A 20520-nucleotide genomic window follows, 5' to 3' on the forward strand; every position below is an offset into this window, starting at 1 on the left:
TGATAGGCGCGGCTTAGTTCGACCAGCCGCCGTCGATGACATGAATCTGACCCGTCGTGAACGACGATTCGTCCGAGCCGAGATACAGCGCGAGCGCCGCGATCTCTCCGGCGCGGCCCACGCGTCCCATTGGCTGACGCGCGACGAAGGCCGCCTGCACGGCGTCGACCGAAGCGCCCTGCGCCTTCGCCTGTTCCGCGATGCGGTCCTTCAGCGACGGCGATTCCACGGTGCCCGGACAGATCGCATTGCAGCGCACGCCGCGCGTGACGAAATCGGCGGCGACGGACTTGGTCAGTCCGATCACCGCCGCCTTCGACGCACCATACACGAAGCGATTCGGCACGCCCTTCACGCTCGACGCCGCCGATGACATGTTGATGATCGAACCGCCGCCTTTTTCGAGCATCTTCGGCAAAAACGCGCGAATCGTCCGATACATCGCCTTCGCGTTCAGGTCGAAGGCGAAGTCCCAGTCCTCTTCGGTCGCCTCCAGAATCGATCCGGCGTGCACGTAGCCCGCACAGTTGAAAAGCACGTCGATCGCTCCGATCTCGTCGGCGAGCGCGGTGATCGCTTGCGCATCGCGCACGTCGAGCCGCTTCACTTCGAAGGACTTGCCTTCGAGCGATTCCGTGCGAATGTCGGTCGCGATCACGCGCGCGCCTTCTTTCGCAAACAGCTCGGCGGTCGCGAGCCCGATGCCTTGCCCCGCCGCCGTGATCAGCGCCGTCTTGCCTGCCAGTCTTTGTACCATCTACAGCTCCAGTCGAAGGTGTTTTTGAGACATGCCGGGTATTTCGGGTGTTTCAGAGACGGTAGAACGCACGGGCGTTCCCGCCGAAAATTGCGTCTTGCTGCGCTTTTTCGAGATGCGAGGTCAGATTTGTGGCGGTGTCGTGCCAGGCAGCGTAGCTGCCATTCATGTTCAGTACCGGCCAGTCGCTGCCCCACATCAGCCGCGCGGGTCCGAATTGGTCGAGAAGATGCGCGACGTAGGGTCTTAAAGTTTCCTCGGTCCAGTTCGGCGATGCTTCGGTTGCCAGTCCGGAAAGCTTGCAAAAAGGTTTTTGCGGTAACGCGGCGAGTTGCACGATGCCGTCGGCCCAGGGTTGCCAGCCCGCATCGATGCCCTCGCGGATCGGCGGCTTCGCGCCATGGTCGATCACGATCCTGAGCTTCGGATAGCGCTCGACAAACTCGATCAGCGCAGGCACGTGCCGCGCGAAGATCAGCGCGTCGAAGGCGAGATCGAGTTCGATCAGGCGCCGGATCGCGGCGTCCAGCGGCGCGTGTTCGATCCACGAATCGTCGGGAAGGTCTTGCAGCATCGGACGCACGGCCTTGAACTTCGGCTCGCGCGCCAATTCGTCGATGATCTTCACCGCGTCGATCGAATCGAGCGGCACCCAGCCGACGACACCCGCGATCGAATCATCGCCGCGCGCGAGGTCGAGCAAATAGCGCGTTTCCTCGACCGTCGGCGCGGCCTGAACGACGACGGTTCTTTGCACGCCTGTTGCCTGTCGCAATGGCGCGAGGTCGTCGGAGCCGAATAAGCGATACAACGGTTTCATCTCCGGCGTGAGCCAGCCGTAATCGCCGCGCGCCGGGTCCCAATAGTGTTGATGTGCGTCGATGGTCATCGTCGTTGTCATCGCGGCACCGGCGCGTTCGCGTGAAGCAGATTTTCGGCGCGCAAGGCATCCCACAGCGCGGCTGGAATTGGAGTCGCGAACGATGACGCGTTCTCGCGCACCTCCGCCGGCGTGCGCGCCCCCATTAGCACCGTTGCCACGACTTTATGCGCATAAGGAAACTGGATGGCCGCGGTCGAGAGCGCGACGCCATGTTCGCGACACACGCGCTCCAGCTTGCCCACGCGCTCGACGATTTCCTTCGGCGCGTCGCTGTAATTGAACTTGAGGTCGCCATGTGCTTTGGCATCGAGGCCGCGCGCGAGAATGCCCGAGTTGAACGCGCCGCCCAGCAGAATGCTCACGCCGCGCTTCTCGCATTCGGGCAACAGATCGTTGAGTGTGTTCTGCTCCAGCAGCGTGTAACGGCCGGCCAGCAGCGCGCAATCGATATCGAACGCCGCCATCATTTCCATCACCGCCGCGCCTTCGTTCACGCCGAGCCCGACCGCCTTCACGCCGCGTGACCGCTTCAGTTCGTCGAGCGCGCGGAAGCCGCCTTCATCGCTAAGTTGTTTCCAGTAATGCGCGTTCATTTCACCGTGCGTGACGCGGCCGATGTCGTGTATCAGCACGATGTCGATATCGGTCATGCCGAGCCGCATCTGGCTGTCTTCGAACGAGCGCAGGATCCCGTCGTAGCTGTAGTCGTAGATCGCCTGGAAAGGCAGCGGCGCGGCCCAGCCTTCGCTCCCGTCGTAGCGTGTCGTGCGCGGTACGAAGCGACGGCCGACTTTCGTCGACAGCACGAAGTCGCCGCGCGGATATCGCCGCAATGCATCGCCGAGCCGATGTTCCGCCTTCGTGTGGCCGTAGTGCGGCGCAGTGTCGAAAAAGCGAATGCCGGATTGCCACGCGGCATCGACCGTCGCGCGCGCCTCGTCTTCCGTCAGTTCGTGATACAGGCCGCCGAGCGGCGCCGTGCCTAGCGACAGCGCCGTAACTTCCAGCGACGTGCGGCCGATCCTGCGTCGCGGTAAAGCTGTCTCCTGCTGCATTTGTGCGGTCATGTGCAAACCCGTCAGTTTGTTTTGGAATCCGCCATTCGAGCCGCAACACTAGCGCGTCCCGTGCTGACGGGCAAACGCGCGGATTCGACCCGCTCGAACCTCATCGAGATCAGCGTGAAAGTTTTCAGCTTTTCCAGCGTCTGGTCTTTCGATTCATCCATCAGCGAACGTATTATTCATATACGCACAAAACGAAGTCAAGAACCGCGCGTGACGCGACCTGCCGTGGATTGCCGCGACAGGCCGTCGATCGCGCGCGCCTGTCGGAAGACTTACACTCGCGTGGCCCCAACATGAATCGACCTAGACCGAGAATGGCCCCCGATGCTATCGATGCTGACGGCGACGCTGACCGCTACCGCGCGCCCGCGCTCGACAAAGGACTCGATATTCTCGAATTGCTGTCTGAGCAGAAATCGGGGCTCACGCGCGCGGAGATCACGAAAATGCTCGGGCGAAACGCAAGCGAGATGTACCGGATGCTGGAGCGGCTCGTCGCGCGGCAATACGTCATGCGCTCGCCCGAAGGCGACCGTTATTCGCTGAGCCTTAAGCTTTACGCGCTCGCGCATCGTCATCCGCCGATGAACCGGCTGATTGCCGAGGCGCTGCCGGTGATGCAGCGATTCGCCGATGCAGCCGAGCAATCTGTGCATCTCGCGGTCTACGATCGCGGCAATCTGCTTGTCATCGCGCAGGTGGATGGGCCGGGAGCGTGGGGCATCTCGGTGCGACTCGGCTCGCGCGTCGGGTTGATCGATACCGGCTCCGGGCGCGTGCTGCTCGCCTTCCAGACGGACGAACAGCGTGGGCACATGCTCGCCGAGCACACGAAGGTCAAGGGCGAAGTCGCGCTGGATCGCGCGATGGTCGACACGGATTATCGGCAGATTCGTGATGTCGGTTATTCACAGAAGGACAGTCAGCAGACCTTCGGCGTGACGGACGTGACATTTCCGCTACTCGGGCCATCGGGACAGGCGATCGCCGCCCTCACCTGTCCGTACATGCGGCGCATCGACGAGTACATTGCCCCGTCGATCGACGATGTCACCGCGCTGCTAAGGGAGACCGCGGCATCACTTTCGATGATGCACGACTGAACGGCATGGGCATCGCGCGTTAGAATGGCGGCCCTCTCAAAATGGTGGCGCGCCGCGACGACGCGCCGCCGTGCTCACACTGACGTATTCCTGATGGCGAAACTTCTTTCCGATTCCGAATTCCTGCGCTTTTCCGAACTCCAGCAAAAACAGGCGAACTTCACGATCACGTCCGATGAAGCGGACGAGCTGCGGGAGATCGTCGCGCACGCGCAAAAGAAGCGCGACGACCGCGCGGCGGCGATGCAGACGATCGAAGCGTATATCGCGCAATTCGACATCACGCCCGACGAGCTTTTCTCGGCCGAGCAGATCGGCGACGCGGCGCGCACCTTCGGCCTGATCCCCGCCGCCAAGAAGGAGCGCACGCTGCCGCCGCAACTGACGCACAACGGCAAGCCGTATCAGTGGACCTCGCGCGCGCTGCCCGAGGAAATTCGCGTGCCGCTCTTCGAGGCGTTCGCGGCGGGCCAATCGGTGAAACCGTTCATCGCGACGCCGAGAGACACGTCGCGCTGCGCATTGACGATCGCCCGGCTCGAGAAGGAAACCGGAAGTTCGTATGCCGAAACATTGCTCGATGAGTTGTCACTCACGCGTGCCCAGATCGACGACGCGCTCGCGAAACTCGCGGCCTGATCGGCGCGACCAGTCAACTCGTCGCGCGCGGCTGTGACGGCGCATCGCACAGCCGCATTCTGAAGCCGACGACCCCCGGGTCTTCGGTCTTCGTCAACTCGAAGCCGCTGTTGCGCGCCAGCGCGATCATGCCGGAATTCTCGCGCAGCGCTTCGCCGACGATCCAGCGCGTCCCGCGCTTTCTCGCGTATTCGATGATGCGCGACAGCAACAACGATCCCAAGCCCTTCCCTTTCATGTCCGAGCGCGCCGCGACAGCGAACTCGGCTGTCTCGTTGTCGGGATCGGCGATCGCTCGCGCGACGCCGAGCGTCTCGTCCACGCCCTCGCCGTTCGCCCGTGTGACGATCAGCGCCATCTCGCGGTCGTAATCGATCTGCGTCATGCGCGCGAGTTGCGAATGATCGAAGCTGCGCACCGCGCCGAAGAATCGCAGACGCAAATCCTCGGCCGTATTCGCGGCGACGAAATGCGCATGTGCGTCCTCGTCCTCCGGACGGATCGGCCGCACGGTCACGCGCATGCCGCGCCAGTCGAGCGTCTCTTCCAGGCAGCGCGGATACGGCACGATCGCAAGCGGCTTGCGATGCGCGCCTAGTGTGAGTTGCGGCTCGTGCACGGCGACTGAATCGCGCGTCACGCGCAGCACGAGCCGCAGCGCGACTATTTCCTCGATATAGCAAACGAGCTGCGACAGCGCCGTCAGCGTATTCAGCAGCATCTCGGCCGGCAGTTCGCGCGAGCGCGGCGAACGCATGACGAGGTCGCGCGCAAGTATCGGATTGAGCGGCGGGAGCGCGAACTCGTGAAGCGCGTCGGCGAGGCCGAGCGCGCCCTCGGCCCTGAACTCGAACACCGGGCCGAACACGCGATGATTGAGCAGACGCGTCTGGATTTCGACGGCGTCGCTCGTCGGCGCATCCGTCGGTCCGGGTTTCACAGCAATGCCGAAGCGGGAGAGCACCCGCACCGCGCGTTCGCCGTTCAATTCGCCGATGCCGTTGTCGAGCGCGATGCGGATCTCGCCATGCGCGGCATCGATGTCCTCAGGAAGTTCGGCGGGCAGACCGTCGGGGGTTTGCATCAGCAACTCACGGCCTTGTCGGAAATCGACGAGACGCGCGAAGCCGCGTGCCAGCCGATGCGGCGTCGTATGCACTGGAATGCCGTTAGCGTGCAATTCGTCGCGCGTCGCGGAATCGACGCAGCCGAAAAAGCACGCGAGCAATCCGCGATACGCGTGGCGCCGCTCGGCGATCAGCGTGCGCGCGACTTCGGCGACGGGCGCGCTATGCGTGGGAGCGTGCACCACGAAGACGGTGCCGGTTTCGCGATACGACGCGAGCGCTTCGAGCGCAGTGCCGAAATCGGCGGCTGTCGCATCGTCGCCGAGCAAAAGCGGATTGCCCGCGTGGGCGCGGGGTAGTGCGGCGGCCACGGCGTCGCGCGCGGCGGCGGGCCATGGGGCGAGTTCGTCACCTGCGGATGCAAACGCATCCTGCGCGAGCGCCGCGACTCCGCGATCACTCGTGATGACGGTGGCGACATCGCTCGCGGCAACGCGACCGATGCCAAGCGTTTCGATTTCGTCGAGCAGGTCGTCGAGGGAATCGACGCGAACCAGTCCCGCGCGGCGAAAGGCGGCGCCGTACAGGCGATCGAAGGGATCATCCCGGCCGGTGCGTAGCACGAGAACTGGCTTGTTTCGCGCGGCGGCTCGCGCGGCCGACATGAACTTGCGAGCAGCACGAACCGTTTCGACGGCCAACAAAATCGCGCGCGTCGAAGGATCGCTCGCTAGGAAATCGAGAATATCGCCGGAGTCGACGTCGGCCTCATCGCCGAGGGCGACGATTCTTGAGAAGCCGAGTCCACGCGCACGCGCCCAACCAAGCACACCGTTGGTAAGCGCGTTCGATCCGGATACCCAGGCCACGCCACCGGACTTCACACTGCACGCGGGAGCACCGAGGAACGCGCCAATGGAGGGCGTCACGACACCCAGACTGGCTGGCCCGACGATGCGCACCAGGTGAGGCCGTGCGGCGGCAAGCGTGCGCAGTGTCCATTCGTCGGCATTGGTGTGTGATGTCTGAGTCTTCTGCTGGGCCGCGGGCCCTGAAGCGCTGCGTTGCGCCGCTTCGCCCACGATTACCACGGCTTTAGTTCCGCGCTGGCCGAGACGTTCGACCAACCCCGGCCAAGTATGGGCAGCCGTGCAGAGCACTGCCACTTGCGGCGCTTCGGGCAAGGCATCCACATCCGCGAAGACCGACTCTCCGCCGAGAGACTGATATTTCGGATTGACCGGCCAAATCGGTCCCGAGAATTCCCCGCATAAGGCGCGCGTCCATACCATCGCGCCGATGCTTCCCGCGCGCGACGAAGCGCCCACGATTGCAATCGACTTCGGCGCGAACAGGATGTCGAGGTTGCGAACGGTCATGACGACTCCAGGCATAGCGGCAGTGGAGGAGCGCTTAGGATAGGCGATTTTGTTTTGCTGGTGATGACGGTGGGCGCCGGGAAGCTCAGCTCACGTCGTGAGAGATGAGGGTTCGACTTTATGCGCATAAAGCGGGGGTGACGAGGTTGCTTTCGAAGCGGCGGATTGCTTGATAGAAGACCGCCCGGGCTTTATGCGCATAAAGTCAGGCTCAGATCGGTTAGAACCGTGTGTTTCGAAATCAAGGCCGCGCGCTTTTGCGCGCGATTGATCGAGCCGTTCGGCGCGCTTGTGCTCGTTGCGTCGAATCAGACAACGAAAATTCCCGGCATTCAGGCCGGTCGACGCGCTGTCGGAACTCCGCGTGCAAACACTAGCGGCCTTTATGCGCATAAAGTGCGAGAGCTGCCAGCCTCAGACTTCAGCTCGCCTCAAACCACGTGCTCAATCAAGCGCGCGCCAACGAACTTTATGCGCATAAACCTAAGCCGAATGGCCAACGAAGCCAATTAATGTTGAATTGCGCTGGAAAAATAACTACGTCAATGTAAAATTCAACGAACTTCAAAATCACGGAGTAAAACGTGGCGGCGGAAATCATAGCGATCACGCAGCAGAAGGGCGGCGTCGGCAAAAGCACGATTGCGATGCACCTTGGCGCGGCCTTTCACGAGAAGAAGAAGCGTGTGCTGGTAGTCGACGCGGATGGGCAGAACACACTGGTTCATTGGTCGAGCGCTGCATCAGATGGCGCGAGCGGAATCCCTTTTCCCGTCGTCAATCTTTCAGAGGCGGGCGGACAGATTCACCGCGAAATCAAGAAGTTCGTCAACGACTACGACATCATCGTCGTAGATTGCCCGCCGTCGATTACCGAGAAAGTCTCCGGAGTCGTGCTGCTGGCGGCAAGCGTCGCGGTAATCCCTACGTCATCATCGCCCGCCGATTATTGGTCGAGCGTCGGCCTCGTCAAGCTCGTCCAACAAGCGCAGGTGATGAACGAAGACCTCCGCGCCGTCTTCCTGCTCAACAAGACAGAAGAGAAGCGCATGCTCACGCGCGAGCTCAAGGTCGCGCTAGAAGAGCTCGGCTTTCCTTTGCTGAAAACGCAGATTCCCACGCGCGAGTGCTACAAGCAGGCCATGGCACTCGGGCAAACCGTGCTTCAGATGACTGACCGTGGCTCGCGGCTCGCCGCGACGGAGATTCGCGCCGTCGCCGATGAAATCCTCGGCATGCTCCCCTGACTTTATGCGCATAAAGGACCCTGAATGAAACCGTCCCAGTTTGCAAAGGGCTTCAAGGCCCGCCCTGATTCGACGAGCAGCGAGAAACGAACGGCGCTCGACCGACTGAACGCGATCGACGGTATCGTCGACATCCAGCACGTTGGGCAGGCCGCGGCGAACGGACGCTCGAGCGCTTTCGTAGCCGACGAACCGTCCGACGCTGTCGCGGGGTCGGAATCCGACGAGTATCGGGCGTGGAGGCGCGCTAATCGCTATTCGAACGGACAGGTCATCGAGTTGCCGTTGAAAGCGATCAAGCCGAGCCCGTTCAATCCGCGCCATTTCTATCTAAAGACGTCGATCGCTGAACTGGCCGTCAATCTCGCGAAGCAGGGTCAGCAACAGGCAATCCATGTCATTCCCGATTACGAGAATCCCGGAACGTTCTTTGTGAGCGATGGCGGTCGTCGCGTTCGGGCACTCAAAGAGGCGAACAAGGAAACGGTCAAAGCCGTGGTCGTCGATCTGCCCGTGGGAATTCAAAGCTACAAGCTCGGCTACGACCTGAATGTCCAGCGCGACTCGCAGACCGTGTTCGACAATGCCGTGGTCTGGAGGCGTTTCCTCGATGAGCGGCATTTCCAAAGCCAGCGGGAGCTCGCCGATCATCTCGGTCTCGACGAATCCACGATCGCTGTGGCGCTTTCGATCGCCAAGCTTCCCGAAAACGTCATGCACGAGATGGTGGCAAGGCCGGACCGTTTCGGCTCCAACATGGCTTATCAGATCACGCGCTACCACGCGGCTCGCGGCAGCGACGCCACCTTGCGACTGATCAACAAGATCACGTCCGACGATCTGAGCACCCGCCAGGTGGCCGACATCGTCAAAGGACGCGCCACGGCGCAGGAAGCTCCGAAGGCGCCGGGACGCCAGCGCTATGCGCAGCGGCTGGAGATCAAGCTGGATGGCGTCGCGGTCGGAGACCTGAAGTCTTACGGGGAGGACCGTCTCGAATTGCGACTGCGCGGCCTGTCGCGGGAAAAGCGCGACGAGCTGCTGCATCAGATCGAAACGATGCTGCAGTCCGACTCGAGCATCAAATAAGCGAGTGGATGGCCGCCGCTTTTGAGGAGGCCGCCCTCTGTGGCCTCGGTCGGGGGAGAAAGCTGCGGCGGTGCCGCAGGCGTTCACCCGGCGCGGGACTGGCTGAGCGTGAACGCGAGCAGATCGCCATCCGTGGGCTCGCCCCACGTCTTGCGGGCAAGCCAGTCGAAGAAGGACGTTTCAGCCAGTTTCGAGTCGAGCCCGCGCTTGCGCCAGTCGTCGCGCATGTGAGTGCCCAGTCCCGGAAGGACGTCTTCCTCGAAAGACTGGCGCGCCAGATCCCGTTCTTCCTCACCTTGCTCGTCGTAGAGCACGCGCGCTTCCTTGCGGCGGTACGCGGAGAATTCACTCAGCAAGCGAGCCTTCAGATCATCGGCCGCCGAGGCTGACGCCGCGACGCGCGGCGCAGTGCCGGCCGTTGCGGGCGCCAATGTCTCGACTGGCGGTGCATAGCCCTTCTTGAGCGCGTCCTTGAACAAAGCCGCTGCGCTACGCACCGGCGGCAAGGACGTGCTGCGCATGCGCTGCTCCGTCATCTGCAATGCGGCGCGGATGCGATTCTCCTCGCTGTCCGCATAGAGCGTCTGGGCATCCTTGAGCGGAATGCCGATCTTGACCATCCGATCGACAAGCGTGCTGTCGAACACATTCGGATGTTCGTCCAGCGCGAGCATTGGCTGCTTGCGCTCCGTCACGCGAAACTGAATTTCCGCGACCCGCCGTCCCTCGCGATGCTCCACCAACTCCACAAAAATGTTGGTGACGGCGTTCACTTCGGCAATCGCCGGCCGCAGATAGTCGCGCTTGAAGTACTTGTACTCGCGCTTCGCTTCGTCGCCCGCTTCGGTGTCGGGTGTGCCGGAAAGAATCGGGCGCCACCACTCCCAAGTCTCGCGCATCGTCAAATGACTGGGATTGGTCAGGTAGCGGACGCAGATCTCGTAGAGCGCAAGTCCCGCACTGCTGCGTAACTGACTTTGGAACTGCAGGCTTAGACGCGCGTACTGCACGGGGTCGAGCAGCTTCTTCTTGATCTTGGGCGCAAACGAAAATTCGACCCAGACACGGCGCGTGGTCGGATCTTCGAGAATTTCGGCATCGGCGATGAGTGTCGAAATACCCCACTTCCGGCCGGGCTTCTGGCTCGACGTACCGGTGCTCCACTCGACCTGCACCGAAACCATCCGACGCAGATGCTCTTTGACCAGTGCTGTATCGTTCGAATCGAATGCGGAGTTCGCGACGATGTCCGACAGCAGCGCGCGATAGGTATCCCCGGAATCGTCAGCCTGCTGCGCCACCGCGAGCAACACGTTGAACAGCTTTCTGGTGAGCAGCGTAATCTTGCCGCTTTTGGGCTGAATCGCAATGGCCTCGACTGCCTTGCGCAACTCCGCCGAACTCGGGCTGACTACGTCGGTCTTCTTTGCGCGCTTGGTGGCCATTCCATGGTCAGATTCGTTAGTGCGAGCAAGGATACCGATTGGGGTGAACTGCGTCTATAGGGGCATCTTCACCGTTTTGGGGTGAAGACGGACGAGTTGCTCAGGCTCACTGCGGTGCGCTCCCGTAAACGCTCACCACTCACCGATTGCGCAGACCTCACGCATGCACTGTCCACGCGGGTAAACGGATTGCGCTTGATTGCGGCCCGTTTTTGAGCTGCGCGCGGGGGTCCTGAAAACGCTCACCTCAAATTTTTTTGGAGCGCGTCGCTGCGATGTGGCGCGTCGGAGACGGCCGGATCTATACCTAACCGCGCCTCCAATAATCCACAGAGGTGCGAATTCGCGGCGTTGGCAGGCTCACGTCTGGATCCTTGCGCGCGGTCGATCCTGAAAACTCTCACCTTCACGCGGGAAATGCACCGTTTTGGGTTTCTGGACAGCCCGACTATGTCGGAGCATGACAGCCATTGCGTCCCGTAAAGACTCACCTTTGCTCTTCCCTCGACTTTTTCACACCTCCGATTGCGCTCAAACCACTAGTTCCCGCAAAGTCTCACCATTCCGGTCAGCGGTAGTAAAAACATCGGCATTCCAGGCATTTAAGTCGCTTTCTTCGTGCAAATCCGAGCATGCGACTCCCGAAAACACTCACTTCTTACCACCAATCGACCTCTACCGCGACCGCAAAACTCCTCCCGAAAGCTCTCACCTTTGCGCTATCAGTCCACGTTGATATCGATCCAAACCACTGTTTTTAAACAGAATTTGTGCCAAGATCGAAAATAATTCGACTTCACCATCGCGCGGGACATAACACTCGCTCCCGTATCGTCTCACCCTCGATGCGAGCTGTCGGTCCTGCGCGCCTCGCATCTTCCGCGAGCTTTTTCTCCTGTAAAGGCTCACCTCAATGCATCTCAAGTGCGAAAATCGGTCAGCACAAGCCGGAAAATGAGCGACCGAGAATCCCGAAGCAACTCTTCGGTCCCGAAAAGCCTCACCATTAGGTCGTGAACGCGCGATTTTCAGGCCTGGAGGCGGCCGCTCACCCGCAAAGGCTCACCCTTCGCGACCGTTGCTTCCTGAAAACCCTCACTTATCGGTAAAAATGACCTTCTATAGCGCCCAGAATACCCTTCTCGGCTCGTCCCGAGAAGTCTCACCTTTCCTTATGCGCCCTCGCTAATCGCTTCCAGGCTAGTAAATGGATGCGCGGAGTCCGTCTCCCGAAATCGCTCACCGAGGAGTTTCGACGCGTTCCCGAATCCGCTCACGATCTTTCCTGCCTTTGCTCACCGGACACCCCGAAGCTCATCACCGATCTATCCCGTAGAACTTCACCAAAGGTCCCGCAGAGTCTCACCCAAGCGCCCGCAAAGCCTTATCCAGCAAGCGTTTCCAGCGGCGTTAACTGTTTTAACAAGGTTCAACGGTGTTTACTTCTATTACTCTCAAGAAGCGTTGTGGTTCCAAAAAGTACGACAAGCAAACCAAGTGCAAGGACGCCGAGCCGTGAAACAGCGACGCAAATCGTAAAGATGACTAAAATACGTGCTAAATCATACGTTTGCCGCGATTACTTCAGGATGTTTCACGACAACACCTGCGCGGTGTAATTTGCGATGAGCAAAGGAGCCGCCAGCGACGTCATCAAGGCAATTGGCAACCAATTTTGGTGCATGAGGTAACGCCGCGTACGTAAAACGTTATGATCGATACATTTGAACTGCTCATCTTACGCTCGATATGAACCAGGATATCCGCGAATCGCTGCGCCACGAGCTCGATGCCATGCGAAACGCCGGCGCTCGTCGGCATGATCTTTCGCAGCATGCCTGCAAACGACTTTTCTTCGATTTGGGCGTTCGTCCTTCTGTTACGACGGTTCGTGAACTGACGCAGACAGGCAGCGCGAGCGATATTCCCAAGGACATCGAAGCATTCTGGACCGGTTTGCGTTCGGCGCTGCGCGTTCGCGTCGACGCGGGTCCGGTACCAGAAGCGTTGCAGCAGCGCGCAGGTGAATTGCTCGCAGCTTTATACGATGACGCCCAACAACACGCTCGCGCCGCTCTTGCAGACGATAAGGCCCAAATCGACGCCTCCGTGAAAGCTGTCGAAGCGCAGGTTCGCGATGCCGAAATTCGCCGCGGAGCAGTTGAAGAGGCGCTTCAGCGCGCCGAGGCACGAGCGGACGCCGGCGCTAGCCATATTGCATCGCTGGAAGCCGAACTGAGGACACTGCGTAGCCAGGGATCGGACGCCCAGGCGGGTCTCCGCGAAGTCATCGCGCGGTGGGAAAAAGAGAACGAAGCGCTTTCCCAGCGCCTGCAACAGGAGCAATCGGCTGCCGCGGGCCTGCGCGAACGCATCGACGAGTTGCAGACCGAACTGCGTCACAACACCGAAGACTACGCGCAACAGATCAAGGATGCCGTCAAGGAAGCCGAGCGGCGAGTGCGGCCGATGCTCGTCGAACTCGATTCTTTGCGCGGCATGGCCGCCACTTACCAGTCCGGCGTTCGTGAAGCGAGCCAGAAAGAATTCGATTTTATTCAACAACTTAGCACAGCCAGAAATCGCGCGGACCGGCTCGAATCGCAGGTCCGCACGCAGTCCGACGAGATCGATGCCCTCGTGCGCGAGCGCGATGCGCATCGGGTCCAGTCCGGCGTCAGCGCCGAGGCCGGGGCGTTGATTGCATCGCTTGCAGCGCAAGGACGCCTGAGCGCCGCGGAAATCGCGAGCCTGGGAACGCAAGTGGACGCTCACGTCGCCACGCCCGTCGCGTGTCCGGCGTGCGAGGAAGGCGAACCGGAATTGCAGCGTCACGAAGACGAGTACGAACTCTCTTGTCCTAGCTGTGAGCGAACGTCGGGTGCGACGTCGTCGAAGCTTGCGGCCATCGAAGGATTTCTGAGTTCAGCGCGCGAGCGGACCTCCTGAGCCCCCCGTCCAAGCCCGCCCGACGTCAAAGGTGAGAGTTTTCGGGATCGCCGAACGGAATGCGCGAGTCCGGATCCCGAGTGCCGCCCGCGCGCGCTTGCGCCATGTCACGCTCCCGTATTTGCTCACCCATCCATTCCTGCCACGCACGATGCAGCCGGTGAACCGACACGGTCTGCTGAAAGCCGAGCCACTGTCCGACCCTGTCCGGGTCGGTCCCGTCTTCGAACAGCTCCGCCGCATAGGTGTTGCGCAGCGTTTGCGGACTGGCCCGCGCGACACGCGACGCGGCAATGCCTGACGCGGCCACGACGGCGTCGATCGCGCGCAGCATGGTCGCCTTGTGCATGGAGCGTCCGGAGGGTGCGGCGGGAAACAGCAACTCGCCCGCGAGGCCCGCTGTCTTGCGCTCGACGATCCAGCGATCAAGCAATTCGACGGCAAACGGCGCCAGTCGCGCCTGCCGGATCACCAACGGATTGGACGCATCCACGGTCACGTAAGGCGCGCCTGCCGCATAGCAATCGGCAGTCAACTGCGCCGCTTCGCCCGTCTTCACGCCGCCGCCGAGAAACACGGCGACGAGCGCCCGATCGCGCCACTCGCGCCAACGCTGTCCGGCGGGCAGCGCGCCGATCGGCGCGAACAGCCGCGCGATCAGCAACGCGCGTTCGTCGTGCGTGAGAAAGCCAGTCGGCTCGTTGTCGCGCGCTCGGCGCCACGCGGCATCGCCGTCCTGGGCGATGAAGCGCGCCGGATTTGTCGGCGCGGATTCCACTTCGCGCACATGATCCAGCACGCGTTCGATGAGCCGCAGATAGCGCATGCGCTGCGTGCGGCGGATATCCAGTTGTGCGACGAACTGCTCGATGACGGGACGCTGTACCGTTTGCAGCGTCGCGCGTTTCGCGGTGAGCCAATCGAGAAAGTTGCCCCACTGCGCCCGATAGACATCCGCCGACGATGCCCGGAACGCCTGCTGTGCAAGCCACGCATCGAAGGCCGCGCGCGGGTCAGCTTCCCAGTCCGCGCGTTGTTGGTCGAAGAGATCGGAGGTGTTCGGCATGGTGTCGGAAGGCGCGCGTCGCGCTGTATTGCACTGCGCACAGGGTCGTGCTTCGAGACGCATACGTCAAGCACGGGTGTAAGCCCAAGTGTCGATGACTGTCTTGCCCGATGTGCGATTCCTCGTCTACTGTCCTGTACATGGCATCCTTCCGCGCCGGAGTGCGAGAACAAAGGAGTGAACGATGGCTCAGCAATCCTGGCAGGAACGCCGCGCGAGCGGACGCGCCGCGCGCGAACGCACGCCACGTGGCTCGCACGAGACGATGGGCGATGTCGATCGCGATCCCGTCGAACTGCTGCGGGCGAGCAGCAAAGGCCGCGTCAAAGCACTGATTCCGTTGCGCTATGGACGCATGCTGGTATCGCCGTTCACGTTCTATCGCGGCAGCGCGATCCTTCAGGCGCACGATCTGGCCGGTGCGCCAGACAGCGGCATCTCGATCCAGATCTGCGGCGACTGTCATCTTTCGAACTTCGGCGGCTTTGCGACGCCGGAGCGCGCGCTCATTTTCGATCTCAACGATTTCGATGAAACCGCGCCCGGTCCCTGGGAGTGGGACGTGAAGCGGCTCGTCGCGAGTTTCACGATTGCCGGGCGCAATCTCGGTCACGGCGATCTTGCCGCCGATGAGTTCGCGTTTCTCGCCGCGCGCAGCTACCAGTCGCGCATGCGCGAATACGCCGAGATGAGCGTGCTCGATCTCTGGTATGAGCGGATCACCTTCGAGCGTATGTCTGAGACGGTGCAGAGCGAAGACGCGCGGCGGCGCATCAAGCGCGGCATCGAACGCGCGTCGCGCCGGACGCACGAGACGATGCTGCCGAAAGTCGCGGATCGGAACGGCCAGACGTGGCGTATTCGCGATGCGCCGCCGGCCGTGTTCCACATTCGCGGCACGAGCACGCTGATCGACCGAGACGACGGCTGGATGACGATGAAAGGCAGCCGCGAGGAAATTTTTGCGGCGCTGATGCACAACTACGTCGCGACACTCACGCCCGAGCGCGCGGCGCTCCTGTCGCAGTTCGAACTGCAGGACGTTGCGTTCAAGGTGGTCGGCGTGGGCAGTGTCGGCACGCGCTGTCTTGTTCTGCTGCTCACTGACCCTCACGACAAGCCGCTGTTCCTGCAGATGAAGGAGGCATCGACGTCGGTGGTCGCGCGCTATGCGAAGCGGGTCAGGGGCGCGGACCGTATCGAACACGATGGTCAGCGCGTCGTTCACGGGCAACGCCTGATGCAGGCGGCCACCGATCCGTTTCTCGGCTGGGCAACGGGCCCGCTTGGGCGCGCGCTCTACATCCGTCAACTCCGCGACATGAAGATTTCCGCCGAACTCGAAAGTCTGAGTGGCGACGCGTTTCGCGAATACGCTTCACTTTGCGGTTGGGCGCTGGCTCGCGCGCATGCCAAGTCGGGCGGCTGTGCGCCGGAGATCTCGGGTTATCTCGGAAATAGCGATCGCATGGCCGAGGTACTGGTGCGCTACGGCCGGGCCTACGCGGATCAGGTGGAAAGGGATTACGAGACATTTCGCGTTGCGTGTCGCGCTGGCAAGCTGGAAGCGCGCTCGGATGTGGACATGGCAGCGGACTTTGGGTCCTGAGGTTGAGCCCCACTGTCGAGCACTGATGCGAGATGAACAGACGGGGACGAAGCGATGCGCGACCAGATGAGGCACGCGGGTCTGGCCGCGTGCCGGGTGCGGCAATGTCAGTGCGCGGCGATGGTGAGCTGCGGTCGGCCGTGTCGCGCGGCGCGCTCATAGGCGTCCACGGCGAAGGCGAAGACGGCGGGCAAGGCGTCGGAGGAAGCGACGTCGACTACGTCGTCGGTTTCAGGGAAATGAAAGTTATCGGGTCGCGCGAACAATTCGCGCAGCGCCGCTTCATGCCGTCCAGCGAAACCAAGGTCCGCGACGGCCTCAGCTTCGATTGCATGCAGCAAGCGCCACGTAAGCGGCACGCCCTTGTCGATATAACGCCCCGCGATCTGTCGTGTGATGCGTTCGAGGTCGCGCACTGCGCGGCCAAACTGCCTTCTGCTTAGATTTTCGCCGTTCGACTCCATGTCTCACCCCTTCCAGCTGGTCTTATAGTACTGTACAAACATACAGTACTTGTTGCAATGAAAATAGCGTCTCGCTAGTCGTTTCGGGTGTATGTGCGATTCCGCCTACGTGCGTTTCAGACATGCGCCGCTATGCGTGCTGGCCAACGAAGCGCATCGTGGAAGCGTGCTTGGGAGAGGTTCCAAGCAGCGCGCAAAACACCGATTTCTGCGCGAATTCGAGCACGCTGCGCGGCTCATCGCGCTGCAAACCACGGGAGAACCGAGATGAACAAGGATCAAGTCGAAGGCGTTGGCAAGCAGGTCAAGGGAAAGATCAACGAGGGCGTCGGAAAGATGACCGGCGACAAGGCCCAGGAAGCCAAGGGCGACATGCAGCAGGCTGCAGGCAAGGTTCAGAAGGGCGTGGGAGATGCGCGCGAAGATCTGAAGGACAGCGTCAAGAAGAACCCGTAAGCGAAGGCGACTTCTGCGGGATCTCGGCGTCGTGATGGAGGCGCCGCTTTGGAACGGGACGCGCTTATGCGCGTCCCGTTTTTCATTGCACCATCAGGGCGCTGCTGCCAGACTTTATGCGCATAAACGCCCCCAGGTCAGCCAATGCAATGTGTTTAGCCGTGAATGACCACGAGCAACGCCTTTGCGTCCGCGCGCCCTACATTGCGGATGGCGTGCTGTTCGTCGGCGGCATAGCGGGCAGTTTCTCCGACTTTGAGCTTGCGCGTCGCGCCCGATGCTTCCACTTCGATCGAACCATTCAGCACCGTGAGATGTTCCTGCGTACCCGGCTCGTGCGCGTTCGACGTTAGCGCTGCGCCCGATTGCAGAGTGAGTTCGTACCACTCGAACTTGCCCGCGAGTTCGATTGGCCCCCATACGCGTAGCTGATAACCGCCGTTGTCGCCCGACAGCGTGGGGATCTCGTGCAGACCGGCGACGCGGATCGCTTCGGCCGGTTTTTGCTGCGCAAACAATTGATCGAGACTGATCCCGAGCGCGTTGGTCAGTCTCCACGCCACCGCGATGGTCGGATTGGCTTTATCTCGTTCGATTTCCGAGAGCATCGATTTCGACACACCTGCCGCGCGCGATAAATCGTCGAGCGTGAGTTTCCGTTCGTTGCGCAACCGCTGTATGAGTTCGCCGACGCGCGGCGGCGCAGCGCCTGGCCCCGCGAATTCGCCCGCCTTGGCGTCCGGTCCCGAGCTTGCCATGAATCGATCAATCCCTTAAAGTGTTCGGTATATCGGAAATGTGTTCGAAATATCGAACGTGTCCGATCTGCTGGATGCACTATAACAGGGCTAAGGACCGTGTGCGCGAGCAAGCGCCGCGGGGATTCCGGCCGCCGGCCAAGAACAAGGATTGCGATGAAAGACCGATACCTCACTCATTTGCGTTCGACTATCGACGAGATTCGCGCTGCGGGCTTCTACAAGACCGAACGTGTCATTGCCAGTCCGCAGTCATCGGACATTCGGCTCGCGAACGGCCGCGACGTGCTCAACTTCTGCGCGAACAATTACCTCGGGCTCGCGGACGATGCGCGCCTCATCGATGCCGCCAAAGCCGGGCTCGATGCCGACGGGTTCGGCATGGCGTCGGTGCGTTTCATCTGTGGCACGCAAACCGTACACAAGCAACTCGAGCAGGCCGTCGCGAAATTTCTCGGAACCGAGGACTCAATTCTCTATTCGAGCTGCTTCGACGCGAATGGAGGTTTGTTCGAAACCTTGCTGACCGAAGAAGACGCGATCATCAGCGACGAACTGAATCACGCCAGCATCATCGACGGTGTGCGCCTCTCGAAGGCGCGGCGGCTGCGCTACAAGAACAACGACCTCGCCGATCTTGAAGCGCGGCTTCAGGAAGCGGACGCCGCAGGCGCGCGCTTCAAGCTGATCGCGACGGACGGCGTTTTTTCGATGGACGGCATCATTGCCGACCTGAAAGGCATCTGCGATCTCGCGGACCGCTACGGCGCACTTGTGATGGTCGACGACTCGCATGCGGTCGGCTTTATCGGCGAAAACGGCCGCGGCACGCCGGAGCACTGCGGCGTGCTGGATCGCGTGGACATCATTACCGGGACGCTTGGCAAAGCGCTCGGCGGCGCGTCGGGCGGGTATGTGGCCGCTCGTAAGGAAGTCATCGAATTGCTGCGTCAGCGCAGCCGCCCCTATCTCTTCTCGAATACATTGGCGCCGAGCATCGCGGCGGCATCGTTGAAAGTGCTCGAACTGCTCGCGAGCGACGAAGGCGCGACACTGCGCAAGCGCGTCCGAGACAACGGCGCGCACTTCCGAAAGGCAATGACCTCGCTCGGATTCGATCTCGTCCCCGGCGAGCATCCGATCATTCCGGTCATGCTCGGCGACGCGCAACTCGCGTCGAAGATGGCCGATGCGCTGCTCGAAGAAGGCGTCTATGTCATCGGTTTCTCCTATCCCGTCGTGCCCAAGGGACGCGCGCGCATTCGCACGCAGATGAGCGCGGCGCACACGCCGGAGCAGATCGATCGCGCGGTCGACGCGTTCGCGCACGTAGGCCGATCGCTCGGTGTGATCCGTTGAGCAGCCGAACCCCGGCTCCGACACCTTTATGCGCATAAACCTGAGAGCGGACCACGAGCCCGCAACCAGCAAGCGAAGCACCCCCAAGACCACGAGTCAGCACAAAAACGTCAGCACCAAACGTCAGGATCAACCGCAATGAAAGCCCTCGCCAAACTCGAACGCGCACCCGGCCTCACCTTGACACGCGTGAAGCGGCCCGAAGTCGGCCATAACGATGTGCTCATCCGCATCCGTAAGACAGCGATCTGCGGCACCGACATCCACATCTGGAAGTGGGACGAATGGGCACAGAAGACCATTCCGGTGCCGATGCACGTCGGCCATGAATACGTCGGCGAGATCGTGGAGATGGGGCAGGAAGTGCGAGGCTTCGCCATCGGCGATCGGGTGTCGGGCGAAGGTCATATCACCTGCGGGTTCTGCCGGAACTGTCGCGCGGGGCGTCGTCATCTGTGTCGCAACACGGTCGGCGTTGGCGTGAACCGTGAAGGGGCGTTCGCCGAGTTTCTCGTGATCCCGGCGTTCAACGCCTTCAAGATCCCGCCCGATATCTCCGACGATCTCGCCGCTATCTTCGATCCGTTCGGCAACGCGACCCACACTGCCCTCTCGTTCAATCTCGTCGGCGAGGACGTTTTGATTACGGGCGCGGGTCCTATCGGCGTGATGGCGGCCGCGATCGCGCGGCACGTCGGCGCGCGCAACGTCGTCATCACGGATGTGAACGACTATCGGCTCGAGCTTGCCCGCAAGATGGGCGCGACGCGCGCGGTCAACGTCGCCAACGAAGATCTGCGTGACGTCATGAGCGAACTCGGCATGACCGAAGGCTTCGACGTCGGTCTGGAAATGTCCGGCGTGCCGAGCGCTTTCACCGCGATGCTCGAATCGATGAACCACGGCGGCAAGGTTGCCTTGCTCGGCATCCCTCCCGCGCAAACCGCGATCGACTGGAACCAGGTGATTTTCAAGGGACTGGAGATCAAAGGGATCTACGGGCGCGAGATGTTCGAAACCTGGTACAAGATGGTCGCGATGTTGCAAAGCGGCCTCGATCTCTCACCGATTCTCACGCACACCTTCCCTGTCGACGACTATCAGCGCGCCTTCGACACGATGCTCTCCGGCAACAGCGGCAAGGTAGTGCTGGACTGGACCGCGGCCTGAACGTACTGCAGCT

General features: G+C 61.5%; 16 protein-coding genes and 2 pseudogenes. 10 read left to right on the forward strand and 8 right to left on the reverse strand.

What is annotated here, in order from left to right; translation table 11 throughout:
- Positions 1–13 precede the first annotated feature (13 nt).
- From AWB79_RS17810 to AWB79_RS17820, 3 genes are read right to left on the reverse strand one after another with little or no spacing between them, the layout of a single operon-like run.
- On the reverse strand, positions 14–757 hold the full coding sequence (locus AWB79_RS17810; RefSeq protein WP_061168756.1) for an SDR family oxidoreductase: 744 nt from the start codon (positions 755–757) through the stop codon (positions 14–16).
- Positions 758–809: 52 nt separating this feature from the next.
- Entirely contained in the window at positions 810–1646 is an 837-nt protein-coding gene (locus AWB79_RS17815) for an amidohydrolase family protein (RefSeq protein ID WP_061168879.1), read from the reverse strand.
- Between the two features lie 8 nt (positions 1647–1654).
- Positions 1655–2707 (reverse strand): aldo/keto reductase, encoded by a 1053-nt coding sequence (locus tag AWB79_RS17820; protein WP_061168757.1) that lies wholly within the window; start codon positions 2705–2707, stop codon positions 1655–1657.
- Between the two features lie 314 nt (positions 2708–3021).
- Between AWB79_RS17820 and AWB79_RS17825 the strand changes: the two genes are divergently transcribed.
- On the forward strand, positions 3022–3810 hold the full coding sequence (locus AWB79_RS17825) for an IclR family transcriptional regulator (protein WP_096031559.1): 789 nt from the start codon (positions 3022–3024) through the stop codon (positions 3808–3810).
- A 93-nt stretch (positions 3811–3903) separates the two neighbouring features.
- The gene (locus tag AWB79_RS17830; protein ID WP_061168758.1) at positions 3904–4449 is read left to right on the forward strand and encodes a hypothetical protein; all 546 of its coding nucleotides are present in this window, start codon (positions 3904–3906) and stop codon (positions 4447–4449) included.
- Positions 4450–4462: 13 nt separating this feature from the next.
- Here the strand turns inward: AWB79_RS17830 and AWB79_RS17835 are convergent, their stop codons facing one another.
- The gene (locus AWB79_RS17835; RefSeq protein ID WP_061168881.1) at positions 4463–6895 is read right to left on the reverse strand and encodes a bifunctional acetate--CoA ligase family protein/GNAT family N-acetyltransferase; all 2433 of its coding nucleotides are present in this window, start codon (positions 6893–6895) and stop codon (positions 4463–4465) included.
- 584 nt (positions 6896–7479) lie between these two features.
- On the opposite strand from AWB79_RS17835, the gene parA reads away from it, so the two are divergent.
- The 3 genes and pseudogenes from parA to AWB79_RS17845 form a co-directional block, all read left to right on the forward strand.
- Positions 7480–8142: a ParA family partition ATPase gene (parA, locus tag AWB79_RS17840; protein WP_061168759.1), complete on the forward strand. Its 663-nt coding sequence runs from the start codon at positions 7480–7482 to the stop codon at positions 8140–8142.
- A 24-nt stretch (positions 8143–8166) separates the two neighbouring features.
- Positions 8167–8272: pseudogene (locus AWB79_RS41055) on the forward strand (ParB/RepB/Spo0J family partition protein); the annotation flags it as partial.
- Between the two features lie 77 nt (positions 8273–8349).
- Positions 8350–9231, forward strand: a pseudogene (locus tag AWB79_RS17845) (ParB/RepB/Spo0J family partition protein); the annotation flags it as partial.
- Positions 9232–9314: 83 nt separating this feature from the next.
- Here AWB79_RS17845 and AWB79_RS17850 read toward each other — a convergent pair.
- A complete protein-coding gene (locus tag AWB79_RS17850) occupies positions 9315–10676 on the reverse strand; it encodes a replication initiation protein (RefSeq protein ID WP_061168761.1) in 1362 nt (453 codons plus the stop codon).
- Between the two features lie 1749 nt (positions 10677–12425).
- On the opposite strand from AWB79_RS17850, the gene AWB79_RS17855 reads away from it, so the two are divergent.
- Positions 12426–13625 carry a DNA-binding protein gene (locus tag AWB79_RS17855; RefSeq protein ID WP_061168762.1) on the forward strand — a complete coding sequence of 400 codons (1200 nt, stop codon included), beginning with the start codon at positions 12426–12428 and terminating at the stop codon, positions 13623–13625.
- A 25-nt stretch (positions 13626–13650) separates the two neighbouring features.
- On the opposite strand, the gene AWB79_RS17860 is transcribed toward AWB79_RS17855, so the two are convergent.
- Positions 13651–14691: a tyrosine-type recombinase/integrase gene (locus tag AWB79_RS17860; RefSeq protein ID WP_061168882.1), complete on the reverse strand. Its 1041-nt coding sequence runs from the start codon at positions 14689–14691 to the stop codon at positions 13651–13653.
- Positions 14692–14875: 184 nt separating this feature from the next.
- Here AWB79_RS17860 and AWB79_RS17865 point away from each other — a divergent pair, with 184 nt between their 5' ends.
- Positions 14876–16300, forward strand: a complete 1425-nt coding sequence (locus AWB79_RS17865) for a DUF2252 domain-containing protein (protein ID WP_061168763.1) — start codon at positions 14876–14878, stop codon at positions 16298–16300.
- Positions 16301–16407: 107 nt separating this feature from the next.
- Here the strand turns inward: AWB79_RS17865 and AWB79_RS17870 are convergent, their stop codons facing one another.
- Positions 16408–16764, reverse strand: coding sequence for a DUF2471 family protein (locus AWB79_RS17870; protein ID WP_061168764.1), 357 nt, complete (start codon positions 16762–16764; stop codon positions 16408–16410).
- Between the two features lie 267 nt (positions 16765–17031).
- Here AWB79_RS17870 and AWB79_RS17875 point away from each other — a divergent pair, with 267 nt between their 5' ends.
- Positions 17032–17220: a CsbD family protein gene (locus tag AWB79_RS17875; protein WP_061168765.1), complete on the forward strand. Its 189-nt coding sequence runs from the start codon at positions 17032–17034 to the stop codon at positions 17218–17220.
- Between the two features lie 155 nt (positions 17221–17375).
- Here the strand turns inward: AWB79_RS17875 and AWB79_RS17880 are convergent, their stop codons facing one another.
- Entirely contained in the window at positions 17376–17978 is a 603-nt protein-coding gene (locus tag AWB79_RS17880) for a helix-turn-helix domain-containing protein (protein WP_061168766.1), read from the reverse strand.
- A gap of 156 nt (positions 17979–18134) precedes the next feature.
- On the opposite strand from AWB79_RS17880, the gene AWB79_RS17885 reads away from it, so the two are divergent.
- Positions 18135–19337 (forward strand): glycine C-acetyltransferase, encoded by a 1203-nt coding sequence (locus AWB79_RS17885; protein ID WP_061168767.1) that lies wholly within the window; start codon positions 18135–18137, stop codon positions 19335–19337.
- Between the two features lie 138 nt (positions 19338–19475).
- A complete protein-coding gene (tdh, locus tag AWB79_RS17890; RefSeq protein ID WP_061168768.1) occupies positions 19476–20507 on the forward strand; it encodes an L-threonine 3-dehydrogenase in 1032 nt (343 codons plus the stop codon).
- The last annotated feature ends 13 nt before the right edge of the window (positions 20508–20520 follow it).

The sequence above is a fragment of the Caballeronia hypogeia genome (assembly GCF_001544875.2).
Classification (GTDB): Bacteria; Pseudomonadota; Gammaproteobacteria; order Burkholderiales; family Burkholderiaceae; genus Caballeronia; species Caballeronia hypogeia.